The 25,284-nt window shown below is 44.5% G+C and carries 19 protein-coding genes; 6 read left to right on the top strand and 13 right to left on the bottom strand.

All coding sequences use genetic code 11. From position 1 onward, the window contains the following. Positions 1-486 precede the first annotated feature (486 nt). The 5 genes from AACU28_RS15390 to AACU28_RS15410 all read right to left on the bottom strand — a co-directional run bounded on the left by AACU28_RS15390 (position 487) and on the right by AACU28_RS15410 (position 5,909). The gene (locus AACU28_RS15390; protein ID WP_004733578.1) at positions 487-1,641 is read right to left on the bottom strand and encodes an ABC transporter permease; all 1,155 of its coding nucleotides are present in this window, start codon (positions 1,639-1,641) and stop codon (positions 487-489) included. Beyond that, positions 1,638-3,023, bottom strand: a complete 1,386-nt coding sequence (locus AACU28_RS15395) for an ABC transporter permease (RefSeq protein WP_121603172.1) — start codon at positions 3,021-3,023, stop codon at positions 1,638-1,640. Before AACU28_RS15395 ends, AACU28_RS15390 begins: the two co-directional genes overlap by 4 nt. 7 nt (positions 3,024-3,030) lie before the next feature. Further along, positions 3,031-4,005 (bottom strand): HlyD family secretion protein, encoded by a 975-nt coding sequence (locus AACU28_RS15400; protein WP_004733580.1) that lies wholly within the window; start codon positions 4,003-4,005, stop codon positions 3,031-3,033. 3 nt (positions 4,006-4,008) lie between these two features. After that, positions 4,009-5,466 (bottom strand): TolC family protein, encoded by a 1,458-nt coding sequence (locus tag AACU28_RS15405; RefSeq protein WP_121603173.1) that lies wholly within the window; start codon positions 5,464-5,466, stop codon positions 4,009-4,011. Between the two features lie 215 nt (positions 5,467-5,681). Beyond that, complete coding sequence (locus tag AACU28_RS15410; protein WP_004733582.1) at positions 5,682-5,909, bottom strand: hypothetical protein; 228 nt, start codon at positions 5,907-5,909, stop codon at positions 5,682-5,684. A gap of 617 nt (positions 5,910-6,526) precedes the next feature. Here AACU28_RS15410 and AACU28_RS15415 point away from each other — a divergent pair. The 5 genes from AACU28_RS15415 (at position 6,527) to gnd (ending at position 13,073) form a co-directional block, all read left to right on the top strand. Next, positions 6,527-8,179 carry an ATP-binding protein gene (locus tag AACU28_RS15415; protein WP_017093985.1) on the top strand — a complete coding sequence of 551 codons (1,653 nt, stop codon included), beginning with the start codon at positions 6,527-6,529 and terminating at the stop codon, positions 8,177-8,179. Positions 8,180-8,247: 68 nt separating this feature from the next. Further along, positions 8,248-8,943, top strand: a complete 696-nt coding sequence (locus AACU28_RS15420) for a response regulator (RefSeq protein ID WP_004733584.1) — start codon at positions 8,248-8,250, stop codon at positions 8,941-8,943. Positions 8,944-9,380: 437 nt separating this feature from the next. Next, entirely contained in the window at positions 9,381-10,883 is a 1,503-nt protein-coding gene (gene zwf / locus AACU28_RS15425; protein ID WP_029224174.1) for a glucose-6-phosphate dehydrogenase, read from the top strand. Further along, positions 10,880-11,596: a 6-phosphogluconolactonase gene (gene pgl / locus AACU28_RS15430; RefSeq protein WP_065104019.1), complete on the top strand. Its 717-nt coding sequence runs from the start codon at positions 10,880-10,882 to the stop codon at positions 11,594-11,596. The genes zwf and pgl overlap by 4 nt, the downstream gene beginning before the upstream one ends. 28 nt (positions 11,597-11,624) lie before the next feature. Beyond that, a complete protein-coding gene (gnd, locus tag AACU28_RS15435; RefSeq protein ID WP_121603174.1) occupies positions 11,625-13,073 on the top strand; it encodes a decarboxylating NADP(+)-dependent phosphogluconate dehydrogenase in 1,449 nt (482 codons plus the stop codon). A gap of 134 nt (positions 13,074-13,207) precedes the next feature. On the opposite strand, the gene AACU28_RS15440 is transcribed toward gnd, so the two are convergent. Beyond that, on the bottom strand, positions 13,208-14,368 hold the full coding sequence (locus tag AACU28_RS15440; RefSeq protein WP_076647953.1) for an HD-GYP domain-containing protein: 1,161 nt from the start codon (positions 14,366-14,368) through the stop codon (positions 13,208-13,210). Between the two features lie 425 nt (positions 14,369-14,793). Here AACU28_RS15440 and AACU28_RS15445 point away from each other — a divergent pair, with 425 nt between their 5' ends. Next, positions 14,794-15,207 (top strand): VF530 family protein, encoded by a 414-nt coding sequence (locus AACU28_RS15445; RefSeq protein ID WP_004733589.1) that lies wholly within the window; start codon positions 14,794-14,796, stop codon positions 15,205-15,207. 122 nt (positions 15,208-15,329) lie between these two features. On the opposite strand, the gene AACU28_RS15450 is transcribed toward AACU28_RS15445, so the two are convergent. The 7 genes from AACU28_RS15450 to AACU28_RS15480 all read right to left on the bottom strand — a co-directional run bounded on the left by AACU28_RS15450 (position 15,330) and on the right by AACU28_RS15480 (position 24,998). Then, positions 15,330-15,521: a hypothetical protein gene (locus tag AACU28_RS15450; RefSeq protein ID WP_004733590.1), complete on the bottom strand. Its 192-nt coding sequence runs from the start codon at positions 15,519-15,521 to the stop codon at positions 15,330-15,332. 226 nt (positions 15,522-15,747) lie between these two features. Continuing rightward, positions 15,748-16,506, bottom strand: coding sequence for a sulfite exporter TauE/SafE family protein (locus AACU28_RS15455; protein WP_102488455.1), 759 nt, complete (start codon positions 16,504-16,506; stop codon positions 15,748-15,750). A gap of 191 nt (positions 16,507-16,697) precedes the next feature. Continuing rightward, positions 16,698-18,218, bottom strand: a complete 1,521-nt coding sequence (locus AACU28_RS15460; RefSeq protein WP_004733593.1) for a tripartite tricarboxylate transporter permease — start codon at positions 18,216-18,218, stop codon at positions 16,698-16,700. Positions 18,219-18,228: 10 nt separating this feature from the next. Beyond that, positions 18,229-18,729, bottom strand: coding sequence for a tripartite tricarboxylate transporter TctB family protein (locus AACU28_RS15465; protein WP_004733594.1), 501 nt, complete (start codon positions 18,727-18,729; stop codon positions 18,229-18,231). A gap of 245 nt (positions 18,730-18,974) precedes the next feature. Further along, positions 18,975-19,946, bottom strand: coding sequence for a tripartite tricarboxylate transporter substrate binding protein (locus tag AACU28_RS15470; RefSeq protein WP_009846588.1), 972 nt, complete (start codon positions 19,944-19,946; stop codon positions 18,975-18,977). Between the two features lie 286 nt (positions 19,947-20,232). Further along, a complete protein-coding gene (locus AACU28_RS15475) occupies positions 20,233-23,922 on the bottom strand; it encodes a response regulator (RefSeq protein ID WP_121603175.1) in 3,690 nt (1,229 codons plus the stop codon). Between the two features lie 32 nt (positions 23,923-23,954). Beyond that, positions 23,955-24,998, bottom strand: coding sequence for a response regulator (locus tag AACU28_RS15480; RefSeq protein WP_121603176.1), 1,044 nt, complete (start codon positions 24,996-24,998; stop codon positions 23,955-23,957). Between the last annotated feature and the right edge of the window lie 286 nt (positions 24,999-25,284).

The following is a 25,284-nucleotide window of genomic DNA, read 5'->3' on the forward strand; positions in this document are numbered from 1 at the left end:
TCGACGGCAACATAAACGGCTGTAGCTAGGTCGAAAAACGAAATAAATATAAGTACTGATCTTGCTTTGTATGGATATCCTTTTGGTATGTGAACCAATAAGACTATGGTATTCGGCCTACCAAGTCCTACTGATAATCCTATACATAAAAATAATACCCTCAAAGAAATTTTTACAATAAATTTACAATTGTTCGGGTTTTGTCATTGTTTTGGAATAAGTCGATGCTTTTTAGGTTGCAAAAGGCATATGCAGTAGCGGTTATAGCGACGGGCTAAGGTGAAGTATAGTGCGGGATCACAGGGAAGTTGGCGAGTTTGATTATTCGATCTGTGCTTGTGAAGTGTTTAAACAATCGATGGCTGAAGATAGAATCATGCCAGGGGGCATTAAAAAGGCCCTTTATCAGAGCCTTTTTAATGGTTTACGATGAACATGAACATGAACATGAACATGAACATGAGGCTTAGCGTGTAGAGACTAGCGCTACACGGAGCCAGTGATACGTTTACTCGACTTGTGGTAAAGCTTAAGTGCTAATAACGAACCCCATAAAGCGACCTGTCCCCATAGTAATGTCCATTGAGACGCTACTTCTTGCCAAGATGCACCCATCTGATTGAGCGCTAAGAAACCTTGGATAGCTGGTGTGCTTGGGAATAACTGTGACAGCAGTACTAACCATTCAGGCATCATTTCAACAGGCCAGATAAAACCTGAAGAGAAAATCAGCGGCATTGAACTGATTAACACCACAACCGTGACTAACTCTCTTCTTGGCACTAGCTCACCAATAAAAATCCCGATCAAACAACTGGCCAATAAGAAGGGCAGCAGTAAGGTCAAAATTTGTGTCGTTGAGGCGAGCAAATTTATTCCATACATCGAAAAGCTCGCGCCGAAGTAGTACATCGACAACAAGTAATAAATGCCGACCAAGGTACAACAGCGAGCAAGCATCAGTTTTGCTGGAGAGGTCTTACTCCAATAGCCAAACGTAGATTGAGCGTTTTGGGTTGCCCCAACTAAACCAGAAGCCATGGCTAAGGTTTGTTGCAAGATCAACACAAAGACGGCTGGAACTACGTAATCGATGTATCCCATGCGGCTATTGAACGTTGGTTTTAGGTTCAAGCTAAACGCGCTGTAGCCTTTGGCTGCGGATTCTAAAGGCACTCCTTCGACTAACAAGTGACTGACCTTCACTTGCGCAGCTAACGTGCCACCTGCCTTGGCAAGCCCTTCAACAATGGTTCCGTACACTAAGAAGTAAGAAGCATCGCCAGCGTAAGAAAGCGTCGGGCTCTTACCAAGCAGTAAGTCTTTATAAAAGTCTTCTGGAATGACGAGGAACCCACCGATCTCTTGGTTAAGTACGGCTTGTTTTGCATCAGCGATGCTGGAGTCTCGACGTACCAACTCGATTTGAGAAGTGGCATCCACCATTCGCTCTAATTGGTAGCTGCTTTGACTCTTGTCCAAGTTTACTACCGAAGCTTTAAGTTGTTGAGGAACTTGGTGCGCGTAAGGCAATGGATACAAAAATGAATAGAAGACCACACCACCAAATACCGTAAGAAGTACAACAGGGTTACGCAGTACCGCTAAGAGTTCTTGCTTGAGCAGTTGAGTAAAGCTCATCGTTTTACTCCTTGTGGTGCTGATTGTTCAGATTTCTCTTGCTGTGTTGAAGGTGTTGAAGGTGTTGAAGGTGTTGAAGGTGTTGAAGGTGTTGACGGCGTCGCTTTTGTAGATAGAGCAGCTTGGGCTGTTAGATCCGTTTGTGCAGACAGAGCAGATTGCGCCAAGTGTTTCTTAATCAACAACATCACCACGAAAGCAGGAATCGCATACCACAACATCGAGGAGAGGCTGATAAGCGATTGTGCCGCGCTCGCGCCATAACTTGATTGTGCTGTTTGTACTTCGATGTAGTGACTCACGGGCAATAAGCTTCTCCAGATTTGCGCTGCAGTGTTCATGTCGGTTACTGGAAAGGTAATGCCCATGAACGCAAAGCTTGGTGCTGTAAAGGCGCCAGCGAAACTCATCGCCCTTGCTGGATCAAGCGTTAAGAAGAAAAACAAACACCCCATGATGATACAACTGATGACGGTAAGCAGTTGGGCGACGGTCAGTGCCACAAAACTGCCGTTAAACGGCCAGTCTAAGAGGACATAGAACCAAAAGCTAAACGCGATACCAAACATCAAGAACAAGACAAGGTAGGGCGTTAATGTTGATGTTAGTGACTTCATCGGGGCGTTGGATAACCAAGCATGAAGACCACGTGCTCTAACGTTCGCCGTCAAAACCAATATCGTGCCCACCACAATCATGATCTGCCATAGCGCTGGAATAACCGCAGATACCAAGAACTGAGCATAACTGGTGTTCTTGTTGAACAATGGCGTGATCTGGCTTTGCACTGTTACTGCTTGGCCTAATGCGGATTGCACCGTGGTATCACCGTGTGATAACTGCTTAACGACCTCAAGTTGCGCGTTAAAAGTCCCCTGAGCCTGCAACAACGCGGAATTCACTAGCTTACCTATCAAGATAAATTGGCTGTTGTAGAACACAGACACTTGCGGATTCAATCCGAGCAGAAGGTCTCGGTCAAAATGCCTTGGTATCACAACATAACCGTAGATATCACGTTCAATCATCGCTTTCGCCGCTTCACTCGCAGAGCTGTATTTCTGAGTGACTTGCAGCGTTGGTGATGCATCAACAAGGCGTGTGAACTGCTGCGAAATTTGGCTGTGTTCCAAGTCAACAACCGCAACCGGTAAGTCACGAGCGATCCCTTGTGAAAAAATCAGCCAAATACTGGCAGCAAGAAGCAAAGGTATCCAAGTTAGGCAAGACAACAACCATTTGTCTTTGCGGACAATCGCCCACTGCCTAAGCAAGGTATTCTTCGCTCTATGATGCTCAGTTGATTGCGAGGCTGTAGATAGCGAGCCTTTAGATTGTGAGCTTTTAGATTGCGAACCTGTAGATCGATAGTTAGCAGACATACGTCACCTAAAGCTCAACCACAAGGCTCATGCCCATACGCAGTGTTTCGCTAGTATTAACAGGGTGCGCTTCTACTTCAAAAGTACGTAAGTCGAAGCCTTGTGCTGCGTCTGTTGAACGCCAAGTCGCGAAATCACCCATTACGGCAATGTGAGTTACTTGGAAAGTTAATGATTTATCCAGAGCCGGTAGATACGCCTCAAACTGGCTGCCTTTCTCGAAATGCTTTAGCATATCTTCACGCACATTGAGCACGGCCCATGCATCCTTGGTGTCGATAACAGTCACAACAGGGAAGCCTTGTGGTGCGAGTTCACCGCTGCTCAATAGTACCTGAGACACTTCGCCATTAAACCAACTGTGGATCTGCGTGTCTTTTGCGTAAGCTTCAACTTCCGCCACCGCACCTGCCGCCATTAATGCTTTTTGAGCGGCTGCCACTTTGGTTTCGTCACGAGCGCCTTCTCGTGCTAATTGATACATTTGGAACGCAGCACTTTCGGTGTACTTCGCCGCTTGCCACTGTGTTTTGGCTTCATCGCGTTTTTGCTCGGCAACCACACCATCGTTGTAAAGGTTGTTTACACGTTGGTAGGTTTTGTCCATAAGATCGGCTGCCGCTTTTGCTTTCAACCATTGGTCTTTAGCGGCTTGGATTTGCTGAGTACGGGCACCATTCTCTGCTTGTTTTGCTAATGCGCCAGCAGCTTTTTGACCTGCTTTTGCTTGTTCTAGCTTCGCGTCAATCTCAGGGCTAAGAAGAGAAAAGATTAATTCGCCTTTTTCAACTGAATCGCCTTTACGCACGAATATTTCATCAATTCTGCCAGGTACTTTCGATGAGATGCTGTATTGCTGCGCATCGATTTGACCTTGCAGCTTAACCGGCTGAGGTTGGTAAGCTTGGTAGAAACTGTATCCAACCCAGCCAATAACGCCGATACCAACTAAAGATAGAAGAAGGGGCTTAATAGGTTTCATGAATTATCCTTTTGACTGGCTATCGGTGTCTGTTTTTGAGTCGAAGTCAGACGGAACAGAAGAGGTTAAGTAACTCGAGTAAGCATTCATTTCGCTAGTTAGCGCTAATAGCTTGTTCAGAGAGATTAGGTATTTGAATCGCGCAGCAGATTGCTGGGTTTTGATGCTCGCAAGGTAGAGCTCTGCATCAACCACTTCTAGCGAGTTCGAAAGTCCTTGAGTGAAGGCTTTTTTACGGAGTAATAGGTTTTCTTGAGCCAAAGCCAAGCTTGAGTTGAGGCCTTGAACCTCTTCAATTGCTTGGTTTGCTTCAAGGTAAGTCTTCTGTACCAACACGGTTAAGTCTTGCTTAGCTTGCGACTTCAGGAATTGAACCTGTGATACCGCGCTGTGAGCGGCGGCTACTTTGTCTGAACGGCCAGAAGTATCAAGCAGAGGCACATTCACACCAATGCCAACTAACCAATCGGGTTTCATTTCGCTGGCTAGAGAGTCATCTTCATACAGGCTGTAATCACCGTAAAGGTATACCTCTGGATAGTATTTACCTTTCTCAGCTTTAATTAAGCTGCTTGCTTGTTTCTCTTTTGCATCAAGAATCTTAAGGCCGGGATAGGTCATGAGTGTTTGGTCAATGAACACATCCATATGAGGCAGGTTCTTATTGATAAACAGTTGCTCTGAGGGTTCTACACTTTGGCTCTGACCAAGGATTTGAGTCAGCGCTAATTGAGCAATCTTAAGATCGTTTTGAGCTTTAGTTCGCTCGACAACCGCTTTGTCTAGTGACGCATCCGCTTGCAAGCGTTCTACTCGTGCGATTTGCCCTTGTTGTTCAAGCTTGATGGCGAAATCACGATGCTGAGTTAAGCCAGCTTCAACGGCTTGACGCGTTTTCACGACGTCTTCCGCTAAGATCACCGAGAAGTAATATTTACTTAAGTCTTCGTAGCGAGCTTGTCTTTCCATCAACAACTGGCTTTGCGCTTCTTCGCTTTTACCTTCAGCTGCATTTTGCGCAGCGGTAATTCGCCCGCCAGTGAAGATAGGCCAAACCGCGCGAATGGAAGAGCTAAAGATGTCTTGCTCGGTGATGGTTGAGGTGATACCACCGAGAGATGATGCTACCCCAGGGAACGCGGCTCCAATAGCAGACAAATTAGCTGGGACATTACTTAAGCTATCTGACAGTTGTTGACCGCTAACCGTCACATCACTATCAAGGTGAGTATAGTTCGCCCCCAAGGTGATAGAAGGCAAGTTGAGGCTACTCGTTGAGTTCTGAAGGTGTTGATAACGTTCAACGTTGGCTTGTTGAGCCGCAAGTGAGTTGTTGTTTTCTTGTAATATTTGCCACGCTTCAGAAAAAGTGAGCGGGGCAGCATAGCCTGGCGAAGTCATGGTGCCGAGAAGCATACTGGCGATCGCAAGGTATCGAAATTTTGGTTTGGTCATCTGCATTAAATACCAATTAGAGTATTAACTCTAATGTTAACAGGGCAATAGTCATTTGTCTTGATTAGATTCTCTCACACTTAGAGAAAGTCTCATAACTCGTTAACCAAGTGTAAATAGGATTGAGTGATGAAGATATCAGAGATAAATGAAACTTAAAAAGCACGCATAAGCGTGCTTTTTAAGTTCAGTATAGAAGCGTTTTTACAAAATGAAGCGGCTTATTTAAAGCCAGGACAATGGTGATCGGCGCGCCACACCAATTGTCTTGAACCTTGCATTGTTTGTAATAAATCTCTGCCCGACATTTGCGGGAACGCTAACAATACCTTGAGATCGAGAGGGGAGGTGCCGTCTTTCTCATAGGCTCTTACGTGAGTAAAAGTCGATTGCAAGTGTTTGAACAGCATGGTCTTAGTAAGACAAATTCCAAAATTATCGCGTTTCATTGCCTGGTTTCCTTTTCAACAATGTTTATACGTTATGTTTTTAATCCTGTTTCTATTGGACGTTGCCACTGATCGATACTTCCTGCTCATCAATGTTTTATTATTGGGCGCTGCTTTATCAGGCACCTCTGAGTTGTCATGCTGGCCTATAGTGTAAATAGAGATGTATGAATGAGGTTAGGTTGATAACCTACTTGTTCAACAATCTTAGCGGCGAGCGTGCAACGTTTCGTTATAGATACGTCCAGTGAGCGAAGAGTTGTTGTCTTTTTGTTAACCGAAATTTCGATTTAAAACGGAGTCTGAAAATCATGACTTATGGCTTGGCAACAATAAACTTCTTCATATGCAACTATTATAATTGTATTTATTTTAAACAACCTAAAAAACACCTAAAAGCTTAGTGATCTAGCTCAATATTTATTCGTTTATTTTGATTTTTAAGCTAATCCGTTCTAAAAGCGAACGATTAATCGAGGTGAACAACGTAAAGGATTATCAATTAATAATCTGCTCAATTATTTAGTTGAGTAACAGTCACAAATTCGCGTACGTAGAAAGGTCATCTAATTAACTTGGTGTTAACATTGCTCGTCTAACACTAGGGACGGTGGAATATGAAATGGAGTAGTATCAGCTTCCGTAAAAGGCTGCTGATTATCATGACGGTCACTGGTCTTGTTGAACTTTTGATACTTTCAGCGGCTGGGTTTTATTATATCAAACAATCTCAAGAACAAGAGATGGGTTTGAAAGCGTTAGGTGTTGCTGAATTTCTGTCTGAATCGCCACTTGTCACCAGCATTATTCAAGAAAATGGAACGATGGGCCCTAATGGCGCTCCCTACGTTCTGTCTGAAGAAACTCAAGTTAAATTTCGAAACCTTACCCAGCTCATTGGCGCGGCGTTTATCGTTGTGGGAGATGATAAAGGTATCCGCCTGATTCACCCTTATGATGACCGGCTTGGTAAACCCATGCGCGGTGGTGATAACCAAAAAGCATTGGTGTTGGGTGAATCTTATGTGTCGACGGCCAAAGGATCACTTGGTTTTTCTGTCCGTGGTAAATCTGCGGTTAAAGACCCACAAGGCACTGTCATTGGCGTGGTGTCGGTTGGTTACTTGTTGGACTCGTTACAAGACCGAATCGAACCTTATTTAGCCTTTTTGATTGTGATGGCGTTGCTGGTGGTTGCGGTCAACGCTTTGATTTCAAGCTATGTGTCTCGCCGCTTTCAACGCGCTATTTTAGGCTTTGAACCCGAAGAGATCGGCCGACTGTATGTCGAGTTAGATGTGACTATGAGTACCGTGAAAGAAGGTATTCTGAGTATCGATAAGCACGGAATTTTACGTTCTATTAATAAGAGTGCCTGCGATATTTTGTCTATCGATAGAGAGTCTGCACTCAACCAACAGCGCCTTTCAGATGTATTGGCCGGCAGCGATTTAGAGCAACTGTTATCCACTGGTGAAACCGACCACGACGTCGAGCTGTACCTGAACAATAAGCGAATCGTTGCCAACCGCAGCCCGATTATAGTGGCAGGTGAGGTGGTCGGGGCGGTATCCAGTTTCCGATTACGAGATGAAATCAACGATTTAACAGACCAACTCTCACAAACCAAAGAGTATGCAGATCTACTCCGTTCACAAACCCATGAGCATCAAAACAAGCTCAACACCATTAGTGGCTTGATCCAGATGGGCGAGTTGGATTCAGTACAACAGCTGATTGGCCAAGAAACAGCGCACTATCAAAGCTTGATCGAGTTCTTGCGTGAAACCGTTAAAGACCCGCTCATTGCAGGCATGCTCTTGGGGAAAACGGAGCGTGCAAGAGAAATAGGTTTAGAGCTCAAAGTCGAAGAAGGCTCAAGGCTTGAAGCATTGCCTAGCTGGCTGAACGCGGATGACGTTGTCACAATTCTTGGCAACCTGATTGATAACGCCTTTGATGCCACCATGACGGCTATTAAGCAAGAGGGTCAAATTACTCCAGCGCGTCGAGTTATTGAAGTTTCAATCAGTGATTTTGGTAATGAAATTATCGTAGAAGTAGAAGACAAAGGGTGTGGTTTGCCGAAAGACTTGGCGACGAAAGCACTCACCGAAAAAGGCGTATCGAGCAAAGCGAAACAGAATCGCGGCGTCGGTTTGTATTTGATAAAGCAACTGGCAGACCGATATCAAGGACAGCTTGAAATGGTCGACAACCACGATTTTGGTACGCGAATGACGGTTTATCTGCCAAAAGAAGCACAATAATAATTAAGCGCGAAGTGATCGAGTGAAGATCATCGTGACGGAAAAGCATGGTTAAAGGAAGAACATAAATGAGCGCAATCACGAGAGTCATGGTCATTGAAGATGATATTGCGATTGCAGAGCTACATCATCGTTATTTAGAACAGATGGGTGGCTTTGATGTGGTGGGGATTGCGACCACGCAGTCTGAAGCGTTAATGCAATTAGACATATTAAAGCCTGACTTGGTTTTATTGGATGTGTATCTGCCGGATGGATGCGGGCTTGATATTTTGAACCACGTTCGTGGTAGTAATCAGGGTTGTGATGTGATTTTGATTACTGCTGCGCGAGACGTCGATACCTTGCAACAGGCAATGCGCGGTGGAGTCGTGGACTATCTGCTGAAACCTGTGATGTTTCCTCGCTTAGAAGCGGCGCTGAAAAAATATCAATCGCAGTTGCAAGAGTTTGAAAGTGTGTCTGATTTGAACCAAGGTTTGGTCGATAAGATGCTGCAAGCCAACGCGAAAGCGGACTCAGGAAAAGTGTCAACATTACCCAAAGGGATTGATGGCGTAACGCTTGATAAAATTAGAGCCATTTTTCAACAAGCCGATATTGCTGATATTACAGCAGATGAAGCAGGTGAACGTATTGGAGCAAGTCGAACCACCGCTCGACGCTATTTGGAATTTCTAATCACGACTGGCGAGTTAGTGGCTGACTTAAATTACGGGTCAGTAGGCCGCCCAGAACGCTGCTACAACAAAGCTAGAAGATAGATTTAGCGACAACAAGTCACCAAGACAAACGCGATGTTGTCAAATAAATATAAAGCCAGTTGAATAGGCTGGTTTTGCCTTTCTCTCCATTTCCTATTATTCACTCCACCGACCAGATACCGTTCTTTCTTGACTACAATGTTTGAGAATACCGATTTGCTTCACTCTCGGGCTCGGCGAACTGAGCTATCGATTAGAATTTGTTCGAAATGAGTCAATATTTAATCGATTGCTTTCACAGTGGTTGATGTAAATCAAATACTCATAGACAATACTGTCCCGAATAGAGGTGATAGCTTTCACCCTCGTTTACCAAACGCATTCTCAAGTGTAATAGGCACTCGCTATTGATGTAATAGCCAAGACCTATTATCTATTTTCGTATGTCGCTGATACCTTTGGCGAATACTAAAAACCTTGTTTTTATAGGAAAGATGATGGTAATACCTGAAAACAGCAGCATCGTTATTTTTGGTGCATCGGGAGATCTAACTTACCGCAAGTTAATTCCTGCTTTGTACCACCTGTATGCTAGCAATCAACTACCAAAATCCTTTGCGATTCTTGGAGTGAGCCGTACTGAGTACAGCGATGAGTCTTACCGTGAGAAGCTGAAGAAGTCTCTTCAGGAAATGGAAAAAACTGAGCCAGAGACGCTGAATGCATTTATTGAACATCTGCATTACCAAGCGATCAACACTTCAGATGTAGACGACTACGCTCGTTTAGCACAACGTCTAGACAAGCTTGAGCAAGACTATCAATTCGAAAACCATAACACATTGTTTTACTTGGCAACCCCGCCAAGCCTATACGGTGTGATTCCAGCAAACCTTGCTGCGCATGGCCTGAACGATGAAAATAACGGCTGGCGTCGTCTGATCATCGAGAAACCATTTGGTTACGATTTAGCATCAGCTCAAGCGTTAGATGAAGAGATCCATCATCACTTCCAAGAACACCAGATCTACCGTATCGACCATTACCTTGGTAAAGAGACGGTTCAAAACCTTCTAGTGCTTCGTTTCTCAAATGCGATGTTTGAACCACTGTGGAACCGTAACTTTATTGAATACGTTGAAATCACAGGTGCTGAGTTCCTTGGCGTTGAAGAGCGTGGCGGATACTACGACGGTTCTGGCGCAGTTCGTGACATGTTCCAAAACCACTTGCTACAAGTATTAGCAATGGTTGGTATGGAGCCACCAGCTCAAATCAATGCGGATTCAATTCGTGACGAAGTGGTTAAAGTACTTCAGTGTCTGAAACCACTGGAAGAAGACGACCTGCGTAAAGATTTGGTTCTAGGTCAATACACAGCATCAGACGTTCGTGGTCAGCACTTGCCTGGTTACCGCGAAGAGCATGGTGTCGCAGACGACTCTCGTACTGAAACGTACATTGGTCTTAAAGCACACATCAACAACTGGCGTTGGAATGGTGTTCCTTTCTACGTACGTACGGGTAAACGCTTACCAACACGTGTGACTGAAATCGTGATTCACTTTAAGAACACGCCACACCCAGTGTTTGGTCAAGATGCACCAGAGAATAAGCTGATTATCCGTATCCAACCGGATGAAGGTATTCAGATGAGCTTTGGTTTGAAAGAGCCGGGTGCAGGCTTCAAAGCAAAAGAAGTGAAGATGAACTTCTCTTACTCTGACTTGCCTGAAACTCAAATGCTGACGGCTTATGAGCGTCTTCTTCTTGATGCGCTGAACGGTGATGCGACTCTATTTGCACGTACCGATGCAGTAGAAGCATGTTGGAAGTACGTTCAACCGATCTTAGATCTCAAACAAGACCCTCAAGCACTGTTTGGCTATGCTTGTGGTACTTGGGGCCCGCAAGAAGCCGATGAGCTTCTGCAGCGTGATGGCCGCGCATGGCGTTTCCCATGCAAAAACTTAACAGACACGGATTACTGCGAACTATGATCAATCACAAGATCTTTGCGACGCCTGAATTAGTCGTTGAAAACCTAGCAAACGAAATGAAGGCTTACAGCGAGCAGGGTAAACCTGTTCACATTTCACTGTCGGGTGGCAGCACGCCAAAAATGCTTTTTAAGCTTTTAGCTCAAGCACCATACGCAGAAGGCATTCAATGGAATAACCTTCATTTCTGGTGGGGCGACGAACGTTGCGTGGCACCTGATGATGCTGAAAGCAACTACGGCGAAGCAAACGCACTGCTGTTTACTCAAGTCAATCTTCCGGCTGAGAACATCCACCGCATACGTGGTGAAGATGAGCCTAAAGCAGAAGCAGAGCGTTTCGCAAAAGAGATGGCAGACGTGATTCCAACTGAAAACGGCACGCCTGTATTCGATTGGATCCTGCTAGGTGTTGGCGCAGACGGCCACACAGCTTCACTATTCCCGGGTGCAACTGACTACCAAGATGAGAACCTATCTGTATTAGCTTCTCACCCAGAGTCAGGCCAGATCCGTGTTTCTAAAACAGCGAAAGTTTTAGAAGCAGCAAAACGAATCAGCTACCTAGTACTGGGTGCAGGTAAAGTTGAGATCGTTAAAGAAATTCATACAACTCCTGCTTCAGAACTGCCTTACCCGGCAGCGAAAATCCAGTCTAAAACTGGCGAAACAGAGTGGTTCCTAGATTCAAATGCAGCAAGTGCTATCGCATAAGTGCGAATAGCCGCAAGGAGATAAAATAATGAAAGGTGATATCGGTGTAATTGGCCTAGCAGTAATGGGTCAGAACCTTATCCTAAACATGAACGACCACGACTTCAAAGTTGTGGCTCACAACCGTACTGCTGCGAAAGTAGACGAGTTCCTAGAAGGCCCAGCTAAAGGTACTAACATTGTTGGTGCTTACTCTCTAGAAGAGCTAGTTGAGAAGCTAGAAGCGCCACGTAAAGTGATGCTTATGGTTCGTGCTGGTGACGTTGTAGATACGTTCATCGACAAGCTTGTACCACTTCTAGACAAAGGCGACATCATCATTGATGGTGGTAACACTAACTTCCCAGACACTAACCGTCGTGTTGCCGCTCTTCGCGAGAAAGGCATCCACTTCATCGGTACGGGTGTTTCTGGTGGTGAAGAAGGCGCTCGTTTTGGTCCTTCTATCATGCCAGGCGGTTCTCCTGAAGCTTGGGAAGCGGTTAAGCCTATCTTCCAAGGTATCTCAGCGAAAACTGACGCAGGTGAGCCTTGTTGTGATTGGGTTGGTAACGACGGTGCTGGTCACTTCGTTAAGATGGTTCATAATGGCATCGAATACGGTGACATGCAGCTTATCACTGAAGCATACCAGTTCATGAAAGATGGCTTAGGTATGAACCACGACGAAATGCAGGCTGTATTTGCTGACTGGAACAAAACTGAGCTAGACAGCTACCTAGTAGAAATCACTGCTGACATCCTTGGCTACAAAGATGAAGACGGTGAAGCGCTAGTTGAGAAGATCCTAGACACTGCTGGCCAAAAAGGTACAGGCAAATGGACAGGTATCAACGCACTAGATATGGGTATCCCACTGACTCTAATCACTGAGTCTGTATTCTCTCGTTGCCTATCTGCACTTAAAGACCAACGTGTTGAAGCTGAAAAACTGTTCGGCAAGACTGTTGCTCCAGTTGAAGGCGACAAGCAAGAGTGGGTTGATGCAATCCGTCAGGCTCTACTTGCTTCTAAGATCATCTCTTACGCTCAAGGTTTCATGCTAATGCGTGAAGCGTCAAACGAAAACGGCTGGGATCTAAACTACGGTAACGTTGCTCTTATGTGGCGTGGTGGTTGTATCATCCGTTCTGCATTCCTAGGCAACATTCGTGATGCTTACGAAGCGAACCCAGAGATCGCATTCCTAGGTTCAGATGCATACTTCAAAGGCATCCTAGACAACTGCATGGGCGCTTGGCGTAAAGTTGCAGCTAAGTCTATGGAATCTGGTATCCCAATGCCATGTATGACTTCTGCACTAACGTTCCTAGACGGCTACACTACAGCTCGTCTTCCAGCGAACCTTCTGCAAGCTCAACGTGACTACTTCGGTGCTCACACTTATGAGCGTACTGACCGTCCACGTGGTGAATTCTTCCACACAAACTGGACTGGTACAGGCGGCGACACTGCTTCTACAACTTACGACGTATAATCGTTAGTTAGAATCAGTAGAGAACAAATTTGTTCTTTCAGCTGCAAGCTAGAAAACAAAAGGATGCCAATTGGCATCCTTTTTTGTTGGTTCCCGTTCTCTTACTTAGGCCTGAATAACAAAGAAGCCATAGTTTAAGCTGTCATTAAGTGCGGCTGAGCATCGTCGTTATATTGCTCCCGAATTGCCATAAAGCCGTCTAGGTTCTGTTTAAGAGCCACAACACACTCTGGGTCGAACATTGAACCGTTCTGCGCTTCTATGTATTCCATCACTTCATCGAGTGACCACGCGTGCTTATAAGCTCTTTTGCTCATCAGTGCATCGAATACATCGGCTAATGTCACTATTCGAGCCTCTAGTGGTATCGCTGTGTTACTCAAAGCATCAGGCAACCCAGAGCCATCAAACCGTTCATGATGGTGGCGCACAATATTCTTAATGAATTGAATCTCTTCACTGCACATCGAGCTGTGGTGGGAAAGGGCAACCACGTCATCAATCATCTCTTCGCCATACAAGGTGTGATTGTTCATGATGTTTCTTTCTTCTTCATTGAAACGCGCGCTACTGAACAACACCTTATCTGGAATTCGATATTTACCTATGTCGTGGAAGGGCGCATACAACCGAATTCGATGAATGAATTGATGTGTAATTTCTCTTTTGGTGTGCGACAGCGTGCGAGCAATTTGCTCACTGTATTTACCCATGCGAATTAGGTGTTCTTTGGTTTCTGGATCTCGAGCATGACCCATATTTAAAGCGATCGCTAAAGAAGATTGAAAGTGACGTTGGCGCTCAAACCACTGAACGAAAAGGCTAGAGATGACTTGAGTGAGATAGGCGATATCACACTGAATAGTTTGGTTAGCAAAAAATCCTGTTGATGAAGCATTGATAAACACAAATCCAAGATTACTTTCTTGATGATGAATTGGTGTTGTATAACTGCTTTGATGACCGAGATCGAGTAGGTGAGATATTTGTTTGGTTGAGCTAATGGTGGTGAGGTCGTTGATGATCCGGGTATCTAAAGACTCAGCCATGCGCGACAAAGCCGATTCTGGCGTAAGTTCTTGCTCGACATGGCGATGTTCGGCTTCTTGGCACAGAGTATCCGAAACAAAGTAATTCGACGCTCTATTTTCGTTGCATAGCACAACCGAGAGCCTAGACAGAATGGGGTAATGTTCGCGAGCTAGCCGAAAGAGATCATCAACGATGGCGATAATGTCTTTATCTTGGGCGGCTACTCTGCTGATTTTGGAGTAGTCAAACATGGTCAAAGCCAACCTTTATTTATAATTATATCATTGTTTAATATCGTTATTTGTAGGTTTCTATACCACTTCTAACATAGCATCGTGCTGTTAATTAGCAACACTGCGTTCTAATAAATTTATAATTCATTACTTAAACTAGGGGAATTTCATGCTTCTATCATGGTTTTTGTTAACTTGAACGAATTTGGTCGAAATCTAAGAGAAGCACTCGTCGGGAGTGCATGGCGGTATTGCACGCAACATTAGGATGATAAGTGACCATTTTAAAATTAAATTGAAAGATAAATAGGATAACGAGCATGCTTTATGCCATCATAAAGGCATAGATAAGGGCAATGGATGTAATGCCCAAATGATTGAGCTAGATATGGTCAGTGATGACGGTGTTCTAGAGTATATTCAAGGCCTTTAGTTGCCTTGGAAAAGGTAAAGATATGACTGAAGAAGAAAGAATCGAACTGCAACAAAACAACCCACTGCACGGCTTAAAGCTAGATACTATGATCACTGAATTAGTGGATCATTACGGTTGGGAAATTTTGGATGCAGCAATGCGCATGAACTGCTTTAACACTAAGCCAACGGTGGCAAGTGCTGTTAAATATCTGAAGAAGACTGAATGGGCTCGTGAGAAAGTAGAAAACTTCTACCTTTACCGTTTCAAGCGCATGCCTAAAGCTTCAGATATCGAATACCAGATGCCTCCGCGTTCACGTACATTCCGTCACGGGTTAGAGCCTCGTGAGCCAATGGAATTGACGGTTGAATCGATTCTAGCATCACAAGCTAAAGCCGCGTCTGCATTTAAAGAGCGCCGCGGCGGTAATGGTCGTAATTTTCGTCGTTAATAGAAATGCGTCGCTATGTAAAGGTGTAAGTTAAGCATCGTCAGATAGCCAAAGCCTTGACTGCAAAATACAAAAGGAGCCTAAGCGCTCCTTTTTTAATGCGTGTCGCTTAGTCGCTCGTCTTAAGCTTCGCGGTTCTTTCTTTGATTCTTCCAAAGGTCAACGACATAAACAATGGCGCTGATCAGCAAGAATAGCGCTGACACAGAAAACAGAGCGGGCATTTTTAAGATCCACGCGAATGTGGCAGCAAGAAAAGCGACAAAGCAAATGAGTCGACTTGATGACATGACATGACCGAGTTTAATGTTCATAACGCCTCCTAATGAAGTCTCACTTTCGACAGGAAAATTATCCCACCTTTGGTCAAATAAAGGCTAAAAAACAGTCTAAATTGTTATCAAATTTGCTAATTGAAGGACTCGCCTCACACATTTTGGTTTGGTTATTTTATAAGCAATAAAATAGCGAAATCGGTATGAGAAGGGTGGAATCTTTTTGCTTTATCTTTCCAGTTGCAAGCCTTATTAAACCGAACGTCTAATCAGCATAGAAAAAGTAAGCGGTGATCAAAAAGCTCGCGATGATCACTGTGGTACGAACATATTGTTGAGGGATGCGGCGAGAGATTTTTGCTGAATAATAACCACCAACCAATGTCCCAAACAAAACGGCCATGCCTGACGGCCAATCAATCGAACCATTCACAACAAAGAACACTATTGCCGCGAGTGATGCACACGCAGACACGAGCAGTTTGATGCCATTCATTACGTTGATGTTGGTGTAACCAGCCAGAGCTAAGTAACTCAACGTTACTATCCCCAAACCTGCGTTAAAGTAACCACCATAGATACACACGACCAAAAGCAATAAAGCAGAAAAGAATACTCCTGCGCTGGTGGCGTGCTTATGTTTTGCTGTTGCTTGCTTAAGCCATTTATTGAGTGTGCCACCAAACGTGAAAAGCAAAGCGGCAAATAGCAGTAACCAAGGTACGGATTGAGTGAATAGGGCTTCTGGTGTGTGCAGCAGTAAAAATGCGCCAATGCCGCCGCCAATTACACACAAACCAATGGTCAGTTTTAGCTGCTTAGTACCAGATTGAATTTCGTGGCGTAGCGCGTAGGCTCCGCTAATGTAGCCAGCGCATGAAGCAAAGGTATTGGTCGCGTTGGCTGCAATTGGTGGAACTCCAGCGAACAAAAGCGCAGGGAAGGTGATGAAGCTACCGCCACCCGCAATTGAGTTGAGCACACCGCCAATCACTCCCGATAAGAATAGAATCAACCAATCCATAGTTTTGAATCCAATGCGTTAAATGACCGTTTACCTTACTTGATTTCGTTACGAATATCAGTGTCATGTGTGTTGTAAAGGTAGGTTTGTGAGTTTGCTACCATCTTTAACCGTTGGTTCAAATTGAGCACCTAATTGAAAAAAGGAGCCAATGGCTCCTTTCGTTGAGGTTTCGTTGAATTGGTAGAGTTTTACACTTCTACTGGCTTCGATTTAAAGCTTCTAAATAGTTTTACTAAGATTGGGCTAGATAGTACCAGCACAGCCAGAATAGTGAACGTCATCGTGATTGGTCGTTCCCATAGGAAGCTCAGCTCGCCATCGCTGATCATCAATGCACGTCGTAGGTTCTCTTCCATTAATCCACCAAGGATAAAACCTAGGAGTAATGGGGCAAGTGGGAAGTTAGCTAACCTCAGCGCAATCGCAACCATAGCAACAATGAGCATTACAAAAACATCCATCGTGTTGAAAGACACCAAGTACACGCCTGTGATTGAGAAGAAGATAATCATTGGCAGTAGTACCGTTCTTGGTACCGCGAGCAGTTTAGAGATGTAAGGGATTAAAGGCAGATTCAAGATAACCAGTACGATGTTACCAAAGTACATCGAGATAATTACTGACCAAAATACATCTGGGTGTTCAACGAACAAGCGAGGGCCCGGCTGAATACCGTATGCGATTAGGGCGCCAAGCATGATTGCGGTAGTACCAGAGCCGGGAATCCCAAGCGTCAGTAGCGGAACGAATGAACCACTCGAAGCTGCGTTGTTTGCAGATTCAGGAGCAACAAGACCACGAATACTGCCTTTACCAAACTCTTTCTGTTTGTCTTTTGGCGCAAGGCTACGTTCCATACCGTAACTTAGGAATGCCGCAATAGTGGCTCCTGCGCCCGGTAGAACACCGGTAAAGAAACCGAGAATAGAAGAGCGAATCGAAACTGGCGCCACTTCTTTGAACTCTTCTTTGGTAATTTTCATGCTACCAATATCAGCCATCTTTTGGCTTTCTTCGCCGCTAGTGTCTTTCTCCGGTTTCAAAATACCCATTAAAGTCTCACCTAAAGCGAAGGTTGCCATAGCAAGAAGTAGGAAACTAAAGCCATCCATCAGGTCTGTTAGACCAAACGTGAAACGCTCAACACCAACGCCTTTGTCGATGCCAACAGTAGACAGCATCAAACCAAGAATGGTCATCATCCATGCCTTGATTACCTGACCTGGGCCCGCAAACGCCGCTACTGCCGATAAACCTAACAACATCAATGCGAAGTAGTCTGAAGACTGGAAGCTCAATGAGACGCTGGCTAAAGCCGGAGCCGCAATCAAAAGCATGATTGCCGAAAGTGTGCCACCAGTGAAAGAAGAGTAAGCCGCGAGTGCAAGTGCTTTACCCGCTTGGCCTTTTTGTGCCATCGGGTAGCCATCGAATGCGGTTACTACCGTTGAAGAACAACCTGGAGCGTTGATTAATATTGATGACGTCGAGCCACCAAATACAGCGCCGTAGTACACACCAGCCATCAAGATTAGGCCAGAAGAAGGGTCTAGGCCGTATGTAATCGGGATCATCAACGCGATTGCTGAAATTGGACCGAGTCCCGGTAGCATCCCAATAAAGGTACCAACAAAACAGCCAACAATTACCATCATGATGTTCATTGGCATCACGGCGGTCGAAAGTCCTTGTAAAATTCCGTCTAACATAATGTTATCCCTACCAAAGAGTGAAGATTAAACCAGGCTCTAGGTAGATATCTAAGCCTTGAGTTAATAAAAGAAAGAACGCGATAACGAAAGGAAACGACGCGCCAAATAAGACAGCTTTGCGGCGCTCACCCAGTAGGTAAAAGCCTGCAAGTAAGAAGAAGCTGGTTGCTAAAACAAAGCCAAGATAAGTCAGCCCAACACCGTACAGAGCCATTAACACCAAGAAGCCAATAAGCAGTTTCCAGTTCAACGGCGTAGTGTCGCATGTGACTTTTTTATCTGGCTGTCCGGTTATAAGCAGGATCAACGAAAGGCCAATGCCGATAAACGTTAGCAGGATAGGTAAGGTTCTTGCCGTGAAGGGTTCGTACTCGTCACCGGGGAACAAAGGAATCAGCGTGGTTTGGTAGCCATAGCATAAACACGCAAGCATAAAGAGCATGGCTCCGATGCGATCCTTCGAAAGCAAAGATTCCTTACTCAGAAATTTGGTTGGTAAGTCCGACATATCCAACTCCATTTGGGGTGGTATAAAAAGTAAAAAAGCCGTACATGAGCGAGTTAATGAAATGTCTGGGATCACTAACCAAAGGTAAGCGAATTACGGTACTGGTTTATCAGCCACTTGCGTTTACAACGAATCGGCAAGCGTTAGTAATACGTCTACGAATAAACAAAGGAGTTTGAAGTTAACTCATGCACGGCGAAACAAGGAAAGAGTAAGAGGGCACATAGGCCCTCTATGGTTGTTGGTTATTTCAAGAAACCAAGCTCGCGCATTAGGTCGCCCATCTGTTTTTCTTGATCTTCTAGGAAGGCGTAAAAATCTTTGTCAGCTTTGTAGTTGTCGATCCAACCGTTACGGTCACGAACCACTTGCCACTCATCGGTTTTGTACATTTTGCCAAGTGCTACATTCCACTCGTCGATCTTCGCTTGGCTTGTGCCAGGTGCCGCAAAGAAACCACGCCAGTTAGCGAATACGGTTTCGTTGCCGTACTCAGTCAGTGTTGGGATGTTAGGTGCAGCGTCAAGACGCTTTGGCGCCGTTACTGCCAATACTTTTACTTGGCCAGATTTAGACATCTCTAGCACTTCACCAAGGCCAGTAGAAAGCAGCTGTGTTTCGCCAGAAAGCAGTGCTGCCATCGCTTTACCGCCAGCATCGTAGGCAATGTAACGCACTTTTTTAGCATCAAAACCTTCGCCTTTGAACGCTGCCGCAACCACAAGGTGGTCCATGCTGCCACGAGCTGAGCCACCAGCAATTTTCACTTTACGTGGGTTGCTTTCGAACTCTTTAACGACGTCTTCCCAAGTGTTGTACTTAGAATCCGCAGACGCGACGATTGCACCGTAATCGGCAATGGTTGCTGCTACAGGAGTTAGGTCACGGAAAGATTGTGGGAAGATCCCCGTTAGTGAACGAACAACGATAGGCGTTGAGTTCACCATTAGCGTGTCTTCTTGGCGTTGAGCCGTTTCGATTAGGTGAGCAATCGCTTTACCGCCACCACCACCAGAAAGGTTTTGGAAAGAGACATTTTCTACGATGTCTGATTTCACCAATACATCACCCGTACCACGAGCTGTCATATCCCAACCGCCACCAGCGCCGCCAGGGATTAGGAAGTGGATTTTTTCTACGTCAGCAGCAAAAGTGTTGAAAGAAAAGGTTGCTGCGATAATAGAAGCCGCAAGAGTAGGTTTCAGTGCCTTGAACATGGTTCACGTTCCTTATGTAGGGGATCTCTTCAATGGAGAGAAACTTATGTTTTATATCCAGCTACTAAATACACGAATAGGGTATTGCTTAGTAGATGACGTTAAAGTTAACGGTGTGTTAACGAAATGTCTGTAATGCGGCGATATTGAGAATAAAGAACATTGGATTAATATTGTTCATAAAGTTCACGGTGATGTGTTGTGCGAAGGCGAAAAAAAGAGAGCCATGTCAGGCTCTCTATAAAATCTGGAATGTTTGTAAGGAATTCCTTTATTTGTCAGACGGTTAATCAGATAAGGTCGATCCTTTCAAGATCTCAGTTGCCTTGTCAAAATCAAACTCTTCCAACGAAACTTCCAGTCGTTTGAATTCTGAAGAAGATAATCCAATCTTATCGCCATCTTCAATGTTAAGAATTATGGTGAGCGCATCGGTGTCATCATTAACCGTCGTATCCAATAATTGACGGTAGAGTTGTTGGTCTGCAGTCGACTGCTGCTGTTTAGGTCTCTCTTCCGACTTGGTAGAACTGTTTACTGCAGAATGTTTTGATACTTCAATTTGAGACAAGGCTTCGCTTAGTGATTTACTTAGCTTAAGCGATGTGTCGATCACTCTGTCTTTCAAATCGGTATCGTCTGGCTGTGCTTCTAGGTTTTCACACAACGTGTGCAGTTGTTTAGCACCCAAATTGCCAGCCACACCTTTGAGGGTGTGTAAGTAACGTTGTTGAGTACTACTGGATAGTTCGGTAGTTAAGGTGTTTTCGTCAGAATAGGCTTCAACAAATCGCTTCAATAGCTTGATGTACAGCTGGTGATTATTGTTGGCTCTGATTAAGCCAAGCGTAATGTCTAGACCTTCAACTTTGGAGAGTGCTGTATCAAAGGCACTGTTGTCTTCTGACTCGTCAGTAGAGCCTACAGATTCTTCCTGATGTGATATTGAGTCAACAAACGTAACAGGACGGGAAGGTGATACCCAATTCGCGAGAGTGGCAAACATTGAACCGACATCGATCGGCTTAGCAATAATGTCACTCATGCCACAACCGAGCGCCTTTTCTTTGTCTCGCTCCATGACATTGGCTGTCATTGCGATGATCGGTATGTCTTGATCGTTGATCTGCTGACGAATGTACTCTGTTGCTTCATAACCATCCATCACTGGCATTTGGCAATCCATCAAAATACCATCGAACGGTTGTCCGTCTGCAATGGCTTGTTGGTAAAACTCGATCGCTAGCTTGCCATTTTCGGCTACCGAAACCTGAATTTGTTGTCCTTCTAATAGCTCAGTCGCGAGTTCTTGGTTGATTTCATTATCTTCAACTAAGAGTAATTTGGCTCCGGCTAATTGCTGGACGTTGGCTAACTGATTTTGTTGCTCTAGTTCACTACGTGAGACACGATCTGAATCTAGCCCATAGAGTGAGACAATAGAGTCATAGAGGTGAGAAGAGGTGATTGGCTTGTCTAGAATACTTGGTACTTCAAAGCCTCTTTGTTCAATGGCTTCAGCAAGCTCTTCTCGGTCGTAAGCGGTCAGCATCATGATCTTAGGCATTGTGTTTAGCTGCTGCCCATTTTTGATCTCTGCTAGTAAGTCTACGCCGTCTCGCTTAGGCATCTTCCAGTCGGAAATAACTAAATCGAATGGCTTGTTCTGAGCGTCAGCGGTATGTAACTCAATAAGAGCTTCATCAACGGATGAACTCAGTGTTGGTGTCAGCTTCAATGACTCTAGAATGTCACCTACGATCAAGCGCGCGCTGGAGTTGTCATCGACGACTAACACTTTTAAATCGTTAATTGATGCTGGAACCACCACTCGTTGCTTCTGGATAGAATGAATGACGCGAGTGGCAATCGTAAATGAAAAGGTCGAGCCTTTGCCAAGTTCTGTTGAGACTTGAATATCGCCTCCCATCAGTTGGCTCAGTTCTTTACTGATGGCAAGGCCTAAGCCTGTGCCACCGTATTTTCGGGTTGTTGAGCTATCCGCCTGAGTGAACTTGTTGAATAACTTGGCGGCTTGCTCTTGCGTCATACCGATACCGCTGTCTGAGACGGCAAAGCTCAACTTGATGTCATCGCCTTGTCTTTCTGCAACTGAGATGGAGATCTTCACCTCACCTTTCTCTGTGAATTTGACAGCATTGTTACTTAGGTTAATCAATATTTGCCCAATTCTTAACGGATCCCCAATCAGGTTAGTAGGCACGTCTCTGTCGACTTGAATGAGTAGTTCTAGGTCGCGCTCTGAAGCTCGTAAACCAACCAAGTTAGTAATATTGTCGAGTACATTCTCAAGTTGGAAGTCCACTTTCTCAATGTCGAGTTTTCCCGCTTCAATTTTCGAGAAGTCGAGAATGTCATTGATTAGCCCGAGTAGGGTGTCAGAAGAGAGCTTCACTTTGTGGATATAGTTGCGCTGTGCCTTGGTTAAATCTGTTTTCAATGCTAAGTAACTCATACCAATGATGGCGTTCATTGGCGTACGAATTTCATGGCTCATATTAGCTAAGAAATCGGATTTTGCATGATTCGCTGCATCGGCTTCATCACGTGCAGCAGCTAGGCTGTGCGCGAAGGTTTCTAACGCTGAATGCGCTTTGTTGGCCAGCAAACCCATCAACAAAATAATGACGAAGAAAATCACTCCACCCACGGCCAAATGGTAAGTCACACTGGACGAGTCTTTAACATTGACGCTTTCTGAAAGGTGACGTTGGGATACGAAACCTCGAAACTTTAAGAAGCTCTCATCCATCGCTTTGAGTAATTGGTGACCTCGCATTTGTGAATTGACTAACTGAGTGAATTGCGATTCATAGACGCTGATATGCTCGTCAAAGGCGGTGGTTTTTACGTTTGGCGCATACAAAGTAATAAGTCGTTGCGCATTATAAGACTTCGATTGCATCTCGTTAATAACGCGCGATACTTTGTCGGCGATGAGCTTCTGTTCCTTTGAATTTGCGAGCAGAAAATCTCGGTTGAATCGATTTGAACGACTTAGTAGCGTGCGAATTGCCAATAGGTCTTGCCCTATGAGCAATTGGGAAGAGAGTTCTGCTTGAGATTGAGAAACGAGGTGATTCAGTTCCGCGACTTGGCTCTGCTTGGTTTGATAGAGTAATCCAACCGAACGCGAAAATTCAGAGCCGCTCAAAGTGACTTGATTGATGAGCGAGGCTCTTAACTTTTTAGAAGAAACCGGTACGCCTTGAAGCTGAACTAAGTTGGTGTAATAGCGATTTTTTGCCTTTTCGACGATCTCTAAAAGCTGTTGTCCTTTGTCATCTAAAATCTGATCGTGTAATTCGGTAATCAACTGTGAAGCCTTTTGCATCTCAATCTTGACCAGTGAGTAGGTCTTTAGGTTACCGTCGAGTAAATACTCTTTTTCGAGGTTTTGTATATTAACCGCGAGAGTGGTGAGTTGACTGGTTTTTAAGGCAATGGTGGTGAGTTCTTCACTGGTTAATCGCAACCCTCGAATGTTTTGACTGCTTTGATTAATGGCTTGATTGTGCCGATCCCTCATTTCTCGCAATAACTCAGTCGCAGCATTGGAACGTTCATTCATGAGTGCTCGGGTGGATTGGTTCAATTTAATAATGTCGCCGTATTGCTTGAATTGAATCAAATACTCCGTGAGCAGATTGATTGGCAGTGATGCTGCATATTGGTCGGCATAATCATTGGCTAACGGAACAGTTGTTTCTGCTTCTTTATTAAAGCTATCAATGACTTGTTCGTTGTAGTCGTTACTGAAAGACAGCTCATAAACACGCAGTTTATCGAGGGAGGTCAGCACTCGAGTACTGGAAGCGTATTCTTCAACGCCGATGAAGCGGTTATTGAGATTAATCCAAGCGGCTACTGCGACGGAAAACACAACGATAGCCGCTACGAGAAAAGAGACTAAGATTATTTTCGAATCGTTAGCAAATCTTGAAACAGTATTCATAAAATACCTGTATTGATAAAGTATCAGCGAACTTAGTGTTCTGGTTCATCAGTAAAAGAGTCTTTGATCGCTAACATCTCGTCGAGCTTACTAATGAAGATTGGCACTAAGTTAGGATCAAAATGATGGCCGGCTTGTTCTTGAATAAGCTCAATTGCTTTTTGAATAGGCCAAGCTTCTTTGTAAGGGCGTTCGCTGGTCAGTGCATCGAATACGTCGGCAATCGCGACAATTCGTGCGCTGAGAGGGATATCTTCACCCGATAGCTTGTGAGGGTAGCCGCTACCATCCCATTTTTCATGGTGATAGAGCGCAATTTCTTGCGCAAGCTTCAGCAATTTGGAGTCGTTGTCGCCAATAATATCACCACCAATGGTGACGTGTGTTTGCATGATTTCCCATTCATCAGGATCCAGCTTTCCTGGTTTGCCTAATATGGAATCAGGGATACCAATTTTCCCTATGTCATGCATTGGTGCGGCTTGGAAAAGCAGTTCTACCCAATCCTCATTAACGTCCAAGTGTTGAGCTAGAATTTTCGAGTAGTAACTCATTCTTACAACGTGCATTCCCGTTTCATTGTCTTTGTACTCTGCTGCACGACCGAGTTTGCGGATAATCTCCAATCGACTCATTGCCAGAGCTTCCGTTCTCTGCCTTACTTTGCGAGAAAGTGCTAAATTTTGGTCATACAGAGAAATATGGGTAGCAACACGCGCTTTGACGATCGGTGGGCTAACAGGCTTGGTAATGTAATCCACAGCACCCAATTCAAAACCACGTTGCTCATCGACTACATCGGTCTTGGCGGTAACAAAGATCACTGGAATATCAGAGGTGATGGGGTCACTTTTTAGTCGTCTGCAAACTTCATAGCCATCCATAATCGGCATCATGATGTCGAGAAGAATGAGATGAGGTTTTGGTGAAGATGAAGCTATCTTTAATGCTTTTTCGCCGGATGTCGCCGCTTTGATCTTAAAATCGTCGTTGAGGATCCCAGAGAGTGTATGGATGTTGTCCGGAATGTCATCAACAACCAGAATAATCGGTTTATCTGTCGTAATTTGATTCATTTTTCGTCCCTAAAAAATTTAATCAGATTGCTATGTTCTATGCTAATAAAGCGTAGTGGAATTTGGTGGAAATGCATGATTTCTGGAGGGTTAATTATTGGTTTTGGAATCTAAAAGGAAATAATGAAGTCCCTTTTTATGAATAGATATTTTATATGTTAACCTTTATTTAACAAAGAATAACGACATGGATTGTGTAGTAGTGCGATCAAGGTTGAATAGTTCAGGGTCTAGTTTGCTAAGACTGAATGATTCAGAGGTACTTAGTCGTTCAAGTAACTTTTCA

Source organism: Vibrio sp. SBT000027, from assembly GCF_963894355.1.
GTDB lineage: Bacteria > Pseudomonadota > Gammaproteobacteria > Enterobacterales > Vibrionaceae > Vibrio > Vibrio splendidus.

Excerpts from the sequence above, each read along its gene's own strand:
- AACU28_RS15390 (WP_004733578.1), bottom strand. The coding sequence starts at position 1,641 with ATGAGCTTTACTCAACTGCTCAAGCAAGAACTCTTAGCGGTACTGCGT.
- AACU28_RS15395 (WP_121603172.1), bottom strand. The coding sequence starts at position 3,023 with ATGTCTGCTAACTATCGATCTACAGGTTCGCAATCTAAAAGCTCACAA.
- AACU28_RS15400 (WP_004733580.1), bottom strand. The coding sequence starts at position 4,005 with ATGAAACCTATTAAGCCCCTTCTTCTATCTTTAGTTGGTATCGGCGTT.
- AACU28_RS15405 (WP_121603173.1), bottom strand. The coding sequence starts at position 5,466 with ATGCAGATGACCAAACCAAAATTTCGATACCTTGCGATCGCCAGTATG.
- AACU28_RS15410 (WP_004733582.1), bottom strand. The coding sequence starts at position 5,909 with ATGAAACGCGATAATTTTGGAATTTGTCTTACTAAGACCATGCTGTTC.
- AACU28_RS15415 (WP_017093985.1), top strand. The coding sequence starts at position 6,527 with ATGAAATGGAGTAGTATCAGCTTCCGTAAAAGGCTGCTGATTATCATG.
- AACU28_RS15420 (WP_004733584.1), top strand. The coding sequence starts at position 8,248 with ATGAGCGCAATCACGAGAGTCATGGTCATTGAAGATGATATTGCGATT.
- zwf (WP_029224174.1), top strand. The coding sequence starts at position 9,381 with ATGGTAATACCTGAAAACAGCAGCATCGTTATTTTTGGTGCATCGGGA.
- pgl (WP_065104019.1), top strand. The coding sequence starts at position 10,880 with ATGATCAATCACAAGATCTTTGCGACGCCTGAATTAGTCGTTGAAAAC.
- gnd (WP_121603174.1), top strand. The coding sequence starts at position 11,625 with ATGAAAGGTGATATCGGTGTAATTGGCCTAGCAGTAATGGGTCAGAAC.
- AACU28_RS15445 (WP_004733589.1), top strand. The coding sequence starts at position 14,794 with ATGACTGAAGAAGAAAGAATCGAACTGCAACAAAACAACCCACTGCAC.
- AACU28_RS15450 (WP_004733590.1), bottom strand. The coding sequence starts at position 15,521 with ATGAACATTAAACTCGGTCATGTCATGTCATCAAGTCGACTCATTTGC.
- AACU28_RS15455 (WP_102488455.1), bottom strand. The coding sequence starts at position 16,506 with ATGGATTGGTTGATTCTATTCTTATCGGGAGTGATTGGCGGTGTGCTC.
- AACU28_RS15460 (WP_004733593.1), bottom strand. The coding sequence starts at position 18,218 with ATGTTAGACGGAATTTTACAAGGACTTTCGACCGCCGTGATGCCAATG.
- AACU28_RS15465 (WP_004733594.1), bottom strand. The coding sequence starts at position 18,729 with ATGTCGGACTTACCAACCAAATTTCTGAGTAAGGAATCTTTGCTTTCG.
- AACU28_RS15470 (WP_009846588.1), bottom strand. The coding sequence starts at position 19,946 with ATGTTCAAGGCACTGAAACCTACTCTTGCGGCTTCTATTATCGCAGCA.
- AACU28_RS15475 (WP_121603175.1), bottom strand. The coding sequence starts at position 23,922 with ATGAATACTGTTTCAAGATTTGCTAACGATTCGAAAATAATCTTAGTC.
- AACU28_RS15480 (WP_121603176.1), bottom strand. The coding sequence starts at position 24,998 with ATGAATCAAATTACGACAGATAAACCGATTATTCTGGTTGTTGATGAC.